Below are 9130 nucleotides of genomic sequence, written 5' to 3' on the forward strand. Positions count from 1 at the left end.
TCCCGAATGCACTCATCGAAGAGGGGGCTTTGATGTGAAGAAGTCGCGATCTCGGACGACGACGGGTTCGTGGACCTCCGACTCGGCGATCGTCGATTGCGAGCCGAATTTCGGGCGTGAATCGCGCCACGCTGAACGTCGTCTACCGCACGCCCACGCCGCTGCACACCCCAGTGGTGTTCACCGCGAAGATCGAGCGCATCGAGGGGCGCAAGATCTTCGTGACGGGAGAGCTCCACGCCGGCGAACGGCTGTGCGCCGAGTGCAGCGCCGTGTTCATCTCGATGAAGGCAGGCACCTACGCGCATCTCGTCGAGCAGCGAGCGAAGCGCGAGGACTGAAGAGGCCCTAGAACTGCGCGCTCAGCGTCAGCCGCGCCGAAATCGGCTCCACGCGATGGAAGTGGCGTTCTTCGCTGAGCGGCGCAGTCGGTGAAATGCGCGACTCGTAGAAGTAGTCGATGTCGCTGTCCTCGCGATCGAGCAGGTTGAACGCGTCGAGCGTGAGGGTCCAGCGCTCGTTCCAGCGGTAGCCCGCCTGCGCGCTCACCAGCAGCGTTGCATCGGAGCGCGCGCTGTCGTCTTCGATCAGCGGGCGCGGACCGAAGTAGCGCAGGCGCACGCTCGCGAAGAAGCCGCGCCAGTCCTCGATCGTCGCGCCCGCGGCGACCACGGTCTCGATCGAGCCCGGCACGTGATTGCCCTCGGGCGCATCGTCGCGGAAGCGCGTGCGCGACCACGAAACGTCGGCGTCGAGCGTGAGCCAGTCGGTCGCGTTCCAGTAGTTGGCGAGCTCGAGGCCGTAGCGGCGGCTCGGGCGGCCGGCCTCGGTGGTGCCGGCGTCGCCCACGAACACGAGCTCCGAGTCGAGGTCGAGCCACCACGCCGACACCGTGCTGTGTAGGCCCGGCAGGAACGCGGTGCGCACGCCTACCTCGGCGCCCGCGGTCCGCACGAGCGGGTCGGCGCGCTTCACGCCCACGAGCGTGAGCGGATCGATGCGCGTGTTCACGCCGCGCGCGTCGTTGCTGTGGTAGCCGAGGCCCGCCTGCGCGTAGAGCTCGGTGCCGTCCCACGGGCCAGCGATCAGCGTGAGCTTCGGGCTCACGATCGCGTCGCTGCGCTCGCCGGAGTTGAGGCCGAGCCGATCGCGCACGTCGCAGTGAAACCAGTCCGCGCGCACGCCGAGCACCGAGCGGAACGTGTCGCTCCAGTGCAGCTCGCCTTCGGCGAACCCCGACACGCTCGTTTCCGCGATGTCGTCGCTGCGCACGATCGCGGGCAGGCCTCCCGCCTTCGCGACCCGCTGGCGTCGCGAGGTGTTGAAGAGCCCGTTGTCGATCTGGTCGCTGCGGATCTCGACGCCGCCGCTGAGCTTTGCCTCGAAGCGGCCGAGCTGCGCGAGTCGGCTGTGACGCGCGCTCGCACCGAAGGTCCAGCGCTCGTCGGTTTGCTCGAACTGATCGCCGAGGGCGGCGTCGTTCGCGAAGTACGTGAAGTTCGAGAACAGGTCGAGGTCGTAATAGAACGCGTAGGCCATCACGCGCGTCGACGTGTCGTCGCCCGCACGGTGGATCTCCGCGCTCAGCTGGTAGCGCTGCGAGTCGCCGCCCGTGGAGTCGTCGAGCGCACCGAAGCGGCCGACCAGCGGCTTCGCGCTCACCGCGATCTGGTCGCTCGAGTCCCACGCGCCGTGATAGCCGAGCGCGGTCACGCTCCAGCCCGCGTCTTCGTCGCCTCGCCCGTAGCGCAGCATCCCCACGCCTTTGTCGAAGTCGTCGCCGCGCTTCCATGGGCCCTCGTTGTGTGCGTACTCGAAGCCCGCGACGAAGTCCCCGCCCGCGAGCTCGGCGCCGGTCGTGACGACTGCCCTGGCGTGACCGAAGCGCCCGCCTTCGACCTGCACGAGCGTGTGCTCGAGCGAGTCGACGAGCTGAAGGTCGGCAGCTCCGGCGGAGCTGAAGTCGCCGACGTCGGCGTAGTACACGCCCTTGCGATAGTTCACGCGCGCGATCAGCTCGGGGATCACGAGATTCAGGTCGGTCCAACCTTGGCCGTGACCGTGCGAGCGCAGGTTCACCGGCACGCCGTCGACGCTCGTCGCGAAGTCGGTGCCGTGGTCGAGGTTGAAGCCGCGCAGGAAGTACTGATTGGCTTTTCCGCCGCCCGCGTGCTGCGTGACGATCAGGCCCGGCACCGTCTCGAGCACTTCGCCAACGCGCAGCGTCGGGCGCAGGTCGAGCTGCTCGGCGCCGACCGTGCCTTGCGACGCCGACTCCGCGACGCCGACCAGGCTCTGTGCGCGGCCTGTGACGACGATCTCCTCGACGTCGAGCTTGCGCGGCGTAGCGCTCGGCGCCGCTTCCTGCGCGCTCGCGCTCGACGCCGCGACCGTCGCAGCGAGCGCCGGGCCGACGATGCGCCACGCGAGCCAGCCGATGCCGTGCAGCGCGAGCGACGCCGCGAGCATCCCGGCGCCGAAGGCGAGCGCGCTCGCCGCGCTCGGCTGCTCCGCGCCGTGCGCAATTCCGTGCGCGAGCCCGAACGACGCCGCGACTGCGGCCGCGACGAGCGGAGCGAGCTGCACCCGCGCCCCGGCGAAGAGACCGAGCGCGAGAACCGAGCCGCCGATCGCGAGCTCAGTCAGCGCCAGCGCTCCGGTCTGTGCACCGAGCGCGCCGCCGCCGAGAAGTGCGGCGCCGAACGCGAGCGGGATCACGAGGCGCGAGCGAGCCCGTTGCTGCGCCGCCCATACGCCGAGCGCGAGCATCGCGAGCAGGTGGTCCCAGCCGAGCAGCGGATGCCGAAAGCCCGCGACCCAATCGGAGTGATCAGCCCCGCTGGGAAGGGCGTGCGCCCCCATCGGCACTGCCAAGACGAGGAGCGCGAGGAGCGATGCAACAAGCGTCATGGATCCTCCGAAATGCGAACGCTGCGAGCCTAGAGGAGCACGCGCGACGATTGGAGTACGGAGCCGCGGCGACTTCAGCCGTGCCGCTCACGCGCGCGGTTCGACCACCACTACGGGCAGCTCGCGACTGCCCCGCGTCTTCCGCTCGTAGCGTGCGTAGTCGCGGTAGTTGGCGACGAGCGCCGCCCACAGCCGCGCGCGCTCCTCCCCTGCCGCGAGTCTCGCGCGCACGGCCAGCTCGAGCGCTCCCGCCTGCACGCGCGCCTCGGGCCGCGCCTGAAGGTTGAGCCACCACTCCGGCGGTTTCGCGTCGCCGGCGTTCGAGCCCACCACCACGAAGCGCTCGCCGTCGGGGACGTAGAGCAGCGGGATCGTGTAGAGGCGCCCGCTCTTGCGGCCCGTGTGCGTGAGCAGCAGCGAGCGCCAGTCGAGAATCGGGATGCGGTGCCCGATGACTCCGCTCGTCGCGCGGTAGATCCAGCGATGCAGCGCCGTGATCAGTGCGAGCAGCCAGCGGACGTTAGGCATGCGGAGGCTGCGCTTGTTTGGCCGCGATGAGCCGCTCGAGCAGGCCCAGCGACGCGAAGCCGAGCAGGAACGTCTGCCAGCCCCAAGCGAGCGCGCTCTCGCGCATGCCGGCCCGCTCGGCGAGCTGCACGGCGCGCAGCCCCTTCTTCACGTGCAGCCAGCACGCCCACGCGAAGATCGCGCCGATCGCCCAGCGCGGAAGCCAGCCCGCGACGTTCTCGGCGAACCAGCCGTAACAAGTCGCGGAGATCGCGAGCGCGCCGGTCGCCGCCATGCCCGCGAGAATCGCGATCCACCAGGCGGCGTGCGGGCGCTCGATGCGGTCGAAGGGGTCCATCGCGGGCGAATCGTACGCGCGCGCTCAACTCTGCGCGCCTTCTGCCGATGCGCTGCGCGTGGCAACTCTCGTGCAGATCGCTCTCGCGTTCTCGGTCGCTGCGCTGCCGGCGCTCGCGGCTGCGGACGCCAGTTGTCGCGCCCGCACCGAGCACGTCGACGCGCGCGGCGTCGCGACGGTCAGCGCCGAGTGCGCGTGGCCGCTCTCGCCGCGCGACGTACTCGCCACGCTGCGCGACCACGCGACGCTCGCGAGCGCGCTCTCCTCGCTGGGCGAAGGGTGGCGCCTCCCGGACGGCCGCGTGGTGCAGGTGCATCAGCCGGGGTTCCCGTTCGAGGATCGCCAAGTGACGCTCGATTGGCGCGAGTTTCCGCTGGCAGACGGCGGCATGCGCATCTCGTATCGAAGCGCCGCCGAGCAGGTGCCACTCCCGCCGCACCGCACATCCATCCGCGAGGACGAAGGGCGCTGGCTCGTGCTTTCCGATGGCGCTGGTGGAGCGCGCGTCTCCTACACCTCTCGCTACGACGCCGGCGGGAATCTGAAGCCGTGGCTCGTGCGCCGCTTCCAGCGCGCGGGCATCGCGCGCTCGCTCGCCGAGATCCGTGCCGCGGCGGAGGCGAGCGCGCAGCGAGTCGCGCTCGCGGCGGCGGAGCCGCCAGAATCGGCTCGATGAGACGAGCCGCCGCTTTCATCGCGTTCGCCGCATGGACGACCGTGGCCGCTGCGCACGCGAAAGACACGGGCTGCGCGATCTCCGTCGCGCGCACGGACGCCGCCGGCATCGCCACGTACGCAGCCGAGTGCCGCTGGCCCGTCGCGCCGCGCTTCGTCTCGGCGATTCTCGGCAGCGCCCAGCGCATCGCCGAATTTTCGACATCGCTCAGCGAGAGCACGCCGCTCCCCGACGGCCGCGTCGTGAACGTGCACTCGCCCGGCTGGCCCATCGGCGATCGCCAGAGCACGCTGAGTCTCGAGCGAACTCCGCTCGAAGGTGGCGGACTCTTGGTCACCTACTCGCTCGCCCCTGAGCAGGCCCCGCTCACGCGCGGCCGCGTGCAGTCGAAGCGCGACGACGGTCGCTGGGAGATTCGCGGCGACGGCGATGGCGGAACGCTCGTGCGCCACGAGACGAGCTACGACGCCGGGGGCAATCTGCCGGTGGGCGTGGTGCAGCGCACCGTGCGGTCGAGTCTCGAGGAATCGCTGACGGAGATTCGCGCCGCGGCAGAACGCGACGCCCGCGCCGCGCGCTGACGGGTCCGCAGGGCCGTCCAAACAGTGGGCGCGCCGTGATAGGGTGAGCGCCCCCTCATGCGCTTCCTAATCACTGCGCTGCTGTTCGTCGTCGCCCCCGCTGCCCTCGGAAACGAAGCGAGCTCTCCGGGCTGCAGCGTGCGGCGCACCGCCGTCGACGGCGAAGGCGTGGGCACTTTCTCCTCCGAGTGCCGTTGGTCCGTGCCGTTCGAGTTCGTGGCTCGTGCGTTCAGCGACGACGAGCTGATGCGAGAGACCAACTCGAACCTCGGCGAAGGCCAGGACCTCGGCGACGGCCGCAGGATCAGCACCTACACGCACTTCGCGGTCGCCGATCGCCAAGTGACGCTCGAGGGCGCGCGCGAGGACCTGCCGGATGGCGGCTTCCGCCCGCGCTACTGGATGTCGCCGCGGCAGGCGCCGCTCGCGGCCGGTCGCGTGCAGGTGCGCGTGGACGAGGGCACTTGGGAGATCGCGCCGGCGCCGGGCGGCGGCACGCATGTTCGCTTCGAGATGCGCCACGACGCGGGCGGAAACCTCTCGCCCTGGATCGTGCGCAAGTTCCAGGCGCCGGCCATCGCGCGCTCGCTGGACGAGCTGCGCACCGCGGCGGAGAAGCTCGCGGCGCGCGCCGCGACACCGGCGGTGGCTTCAGCGCCACCCACGCCTGGGGAACACGGCAGCAACGGAGCAGCACGATGAGAGCAGCGGCGCGCGGGATCTTGTTAGGGGCGGTGGCGTTCGGCGCGCTCGGCGCGGTGGCGAACGAGGCCAAAGTGCCTGGCTGCACCGTGAAGCTGGTGAGCGTCGACGCGCAGAACGTGCCGACGTTCCGCGGCGAGTGCGCGTGGAGCGTTGCGCCGGCATTCGTCGCCGCGGTGCTCACCGATCCCGCACGGCTCGGCGCGAGCTCGTCGCTCCTGATCGCGAGCGATCGCTTGGCCGACGGCCGCATCGTCAACGTGCAGAAGACCGGCTGGCCGTTCGAGGATCGCCAGAGCACGATCGAGGTGAAGGACGCGCCGCTCGCGGACGGAGGCGTCGAGCGCCAGTACAAGCTCGCCGAGCAGCAGGTGACGCCGCGCGAAGGCGCGGTGCAGGTGGGCGTGGACGAAGGCAGCTGGCGCGTGACGGCGGCGCCCGAGGGCGCCAGCGCCGTGCTCGAGATGCGTTACGAGCCGGGCGGCAACCTGCCGACACGCATCGTGCAGACGATGTCGCCGAAGTACATCGCGAAGGGGCTCGACGAGCTGCGCGTCGCGGCCGAGAAGCTCGCGCGCGAGAACCCGAATCTCCCCGCGGTCGCAGCCGGCCCCCCGGAGAACTGAGCGCCGCGCGCTCAGCCGTCCCGCCCGATCGTTAGGCACGCGAGCGTGAGCAGCGCGAGTTCGAAGCGCCGCAGCACGCTCAGCGTGTCTCCTCTGCGCCGTCCGCGCTGCTAGACGCCGCGGCGTCAGTGCTAGCCGTAGACTCAGGCTCCGCGCTCGCAGCGTGCGCGCCTGCGCGCTCTGCCTCGAAGCGGCGCAGCGCGTCCTCCGCGCTCGCACGACGGTCTTCCTCAGCGGTGTCGTCGCGCTCGGTCTCGAGAATGTCGCGCGCTACGCGAGCGCGGCCGAGCGCCAGCTCGCGCTCTTCCTCGAGCCGCTCGTGCACGCGCTCGAGCGTGCCTTCGCTCACGCCGATCGAGCCGTGCAGATCGGCCGCGAGCTCGCACAGCTCCGCGAGCGCACGCTGTGCCTGCGTCTCGCCGATGCTGCGCTTCATCGCCTCGATGCGCGTGCGCGCCACCTCGACCGCAGCGTTGCGCGAGCGCACCAGCTCCTGATAAGTCGACTCGCTGCGAGCGAGCTGCTCGGCGGCGCGCGCTCGCTCGGCGCGCACCTCCTCGAGTCGCAGCGCCCCCTCGGCGGCGCGCGCGCGATCGTTCGCCGCGAGGCGCCGCTCGATGCGCGTGGTGAGCTCGCGCTCTTCACGCTGGAGCTGCGCCTCGCGCCGACGCAGCCGCTCTCCGATCGCGGCGTGTGCGGCGAGGCCGCGGTTGTAACGCGCTACTTGAAGGCGCAGGCGCGTGCGCTCGGCGTCGAGTACGGCGACGGGGTGCGCGGCCTCGAGCTCGGTGACGGCGTTGCCGGCGATCGCGCCCGCGAGCCGGCGAATGCGCTCGAACAGCATCACTCCTCCTCCCCGTATTGGCGCAGCATCTGCACGGCTTTCGCCTCGCCGATCTTGTTGAAGATTCTCTTGCTCTCGTGCTCGTCGCGGATCGTCTTCGCGAGCGTGAAGCACGATGAGACCGTGAAATAGAGCCCGAGCATCAGGAAGCCCTTCACCCACGGATCCGCGGGCACGAACCAGATGCCCCACGTCGTCGTGGCGAGTGCGAGCGCAAAGGCGACCCAGACTTGGAAGCGCCACGCGCCGGTGTCGAGCTGCATGTTGTTACGGTCGAGCATCATCGGAGGGCTCCGCGGCTTGCGGGCGCGCGGAGATGCACGCCTGCGTCGGCCCGACGCTTGTGCAGCTCGTGTGCCAGGGGTGAAGCGCGCGCTCGTCGCGCGACGCCGGCGCTGACGTGCAACGCGTGCTCGGCGGGCAACAGAGGATGTACGCCCTCGCGCGCGCTTAGCCGAACCGCGAGCGCGTCGCGAGAGAGGTGGAACCCGAAGGCAGTGCGGGGCACCGTAGGCAGAGGGACGCCAGCGTGGCTGCGTACGACGACGAGTGGGCCGCGAACTACGCGCGGCGGGCCGAGGCCGCGATCCCGGGGCGCGACGGTCTCTACCGACTGTGCTGCAGCGCGCTGCGCGACTTGCCGGAAGGTGCGTCGGTGCTCGTGGTGGGCAGCGGCACCGGCGAAGAGCTGCTGCGACTCGCGCAGGCGCATCCGACGGCGCGTTTCGTATGTCTCGAGCCGGCGGAGGCGATGCGCGCCGTGTGCGAGCGACGCGTTGCGGACGCCGGCATCGCAGCGCGTGTCACGCTGCGGGGCGAGACGCTCGCGGCCTTTGAGACGCGCGAGCGTTTCGCCGGCGCGACCTCGGTGCTCGTCTCACAACACGTCACGGACGATGGCGCCGCGGCTGCGTTCTTCCGCGCGCTCGCGGCGCTGCTCGCGCCCGGCGCGTGGCTGTACAGCGCGGACATCCACCTCGCCGCGGGCCAAGACGAGCGGCTGATGCGCGCCGCCTGGGAAAACCAAGCTCGGCGCGCGGGCTTGGAAGAAGCCGCCATCGAGTACCTGCTGGCCCAACTCGGCGTCGATCCGCGCCTGCGCCGCGAGGAAGTAATCGTTGGATTCCTGCGCGACGCCGGCTTCGTCGACGTGCACAAGCTGTTCGGCGCGACGATCTACGGAAGCTGGGCGGCGCGCAGATAGTCAGCGCACGCAGACGGCTTGCGAGAAAGCGCAGCGACTCGCATCGCGTCGTTCCACGATGTCGGCGCGATCATCGAATGACGACGGTGCGCCTCTCTACCGGAAGCCCTACCGGAGTCGCTCACTCCGTGATGGCGAGCTGAGTCGCGACGTCGGTTCGATAGAGCAACACGGCGGGAATCGCGCCGGCCACCGAAGCCAGCGCAGTCGCGCCGAGCGGCGCGTACGCGAACACGGGATGCCACACCCACGGATCGAGAGCGACGCCGGTCTGCCTGCGCACGATCTCGCGAGCGATGCCGGCGAGCCCTGCGAACACGAGCAGTCCGAGGATCGAGCCCGCGGCGCCGAGCGTCGCCGACTCGAGCACCACCGCGAGCGACAGCCCCGCGCGGCGCGCGCTCCCGTCGCCGCACCCGGATCGGCCCGCCGATAGGCGACGAAACGGTCCGGCGGTGCTGGATTTGTCATAACGTTCGTTCGCGACGCAGCGGGAAATCGCGCTTGTTCTTCCTATCCCCACGATCCGTTGCACGCCGGTCAATACGGCGGGCGTGTCAGCGATCTTGACCTGATCCAGGTTTCTCGGTCCAGTTGATTCCTGGGAGAATGGCTTCCGACGAAAGGAAGCCCCCCGTGAAGAAGAGCCGGTTCAGCGAAGAGCAGATGGTGAAGATCCTGCGCGAGGCGGATCGCGTCCCGGTGCCCGAGGTCGCGAAGCG

At 70.5% G+C, this 9130-nt stretch carries 12 protein-coding genes; 6 read left to right on the forward strand and 6 right to left on the reverse strand.

What is annotated here, in order from left to right; translation table 11 throughout:
* The first annotated feature begins 116 nt into the window (after positions 1–116).
* Entirely contained in the window at positions 117–341 is a 225-nt protein-coding gene (locus tag FJ091_21625) for a hypothetical protein (GenBank protein ID MBM4385954.1), read from the forward strand.
* Positions 342–348: 7 nt separating this feature from the next.
* Here the strand turns inward: FJ091_21625 and FJ091_21630 are convergent, their stop codons facing one another.
* From FJ091_21630 to FJ091_21640, 3 genes are all read right to left on the reverse strand, one after another.
* On the reverse strand, positions 349–2910 hold the full coding sequence (locus FJ091_21630; protein MBM4385955.1) for a TonB-dependent receptor: 2562 nt from the start codon (positions 2908–2910) through the stop codon (positions 349–351).
* A gap of 87 nt (positions 2911–2997) precedes the next feature.
* Positions 2998–3438 (reverse strand): nitroreductase family deazaflavin-dependent oxidoreductase, encoded by a 441-nt coding sequence (locus tag FJ091_21635; GenBank protein ID MBM4385956.1) that lies wholly within the window; start codon positions 3436–3438, stop codon positions 2998–3000.
* Positions 3431–3775 (reverse strand): DUF4499 domain-containing protein, encoded by a 345-nt coding sequence (locus tag FJ091_21640; protein MBM4385957.1) that lies wholly within the window; start codon positions 3773–3775, stop codon positions 3431–3433. The genes FJ091_21635 and FJ091_21640 overlap by 8 nt, the downstream gene beginning before the upstream one ends.
* A 58-nt stretch (positions 3776–3833) precedes the next feature.
* On the opposite strand from FJ091_21640, the gene FJ091_21645 reads away from it, so the two are divergent.
* Genes FJ091_21645 through FJ091_21660 form a run of 4 tightly spaced genes read left to right on the forward strand, consistent with a single transcriptional unit; the run spans position 3834 to position 6360 of the window.
* Positions 3834–4451 carry a hypothetical protein gene (locus tag FJ091_21645; protein ID MBM4385958.1) on the forward strand — a complete coding sequence of 206 codons (618 nt, stop codon included), beginning with the start codon at positions 3834–3836 and terminating at the stop codon, positions 4449–4451.
* Positions 4448–5032 (forward strand): hypothetical protein, encoded by a 585-nt coding sequence (locus FJ091_21650; protein ID MBM4385959.1) that lies wholly within the window; start codon positions 4448–4450, stop codon positions 5030–5032. The genes FJ091_21645 and FJ091_21650 overlap by 4 nt, the downstream gene beginning before the upstream one ends.
* A gap of 57 nt (positions 5033–5089) precedes the next feature.
* Entirely contained in the window at positions 5090–5734 is a 645-nt protein-coding gene (locus FJ091_21655; GenBank protein ID MBM4385960.1) for a hypothetical protein, read from the forward strand.
* On the forward strand, positions 5731–6360 hold the full coding sequence (locus tag FJ091_21660) for a hypothetical protein (protein MBM4385961.1): 630 nt from the start codon (positions 5731–5733) through the stop codon (positions 6358–6360). Before FJ091_21655 ends, FJ091_21660 begins: the two co-directional genes overlap by 4 nt.
* Positions 6361–6439: 79 nt before the next feature.
* On the opposite strand, the gene FJ091_21665 is transcribed toward FJ091_21660, so the two are convergent.
* Positions 6440–7204, reverse strand: a complete 765-nt coding sequence (locus FJ091_21665) for a hypothetical protein (GenBank protein MBM4385962.1) — start codon at positions 7202–7204, stop codon at positions 6440–6442.
* The gene (locus FJ091_21670; GenBank protein MBM4385963.1) at positions 7204–7485 is read right to left on the reverse strand and encodes a hypothetical protein; all 282 of its coding nucleotides are present in this window, start codon (positions 7483–7485) and stop codon (positions 7204–7206) included. The genes FJ091_21665 and FJ091_21670 overlap by 1 nt, the downstream gene beginning before the upstream one ends.
* 248 nt (positions 7486–7733) lie before the next feature.
* Between FJ091_21670 and FJ091_21675 the strand changes: the two genes are divergently transcribed.
* The gene (locus tag FJ091_21675) at positions 7734–8408 is read left to right on the forward strand and encodes a class I SAM-dependent methyltransferase (GenBank protein MBM4385964.1); all 675 of its coding nucleotides are present in this window, start codon (positions 7734–7736) and stop codon (positions 8406–8408) included.
* A gap of 121 nt (positions 8409–8529) precedes the next feature.
* On the opposite strand, the gene FJ091_21680 is transcribed toward FJ091_21675, so the two are convergent.
* Positions 8530–8778 (reverse strand): hypothetical protein, encoded by a 249-nt coding sequence (locus FJ091_21680; GenBank protein ID MBM4385965.1) that lies wholly within the window; start codon positions 8776–8778, stop codon positions 8530–8532.
* Positions 8779–9130 lie beyond the last annotated feature (352 nt).

This window comes from Deltaproteobacteria bacterium, from assembly GCA_016875395.1.
Classification (GTDB): domain Bacteria; phylum Myxococcota_A; class UBA9160; order UBA9160; family UBA6930; genus VGRF01.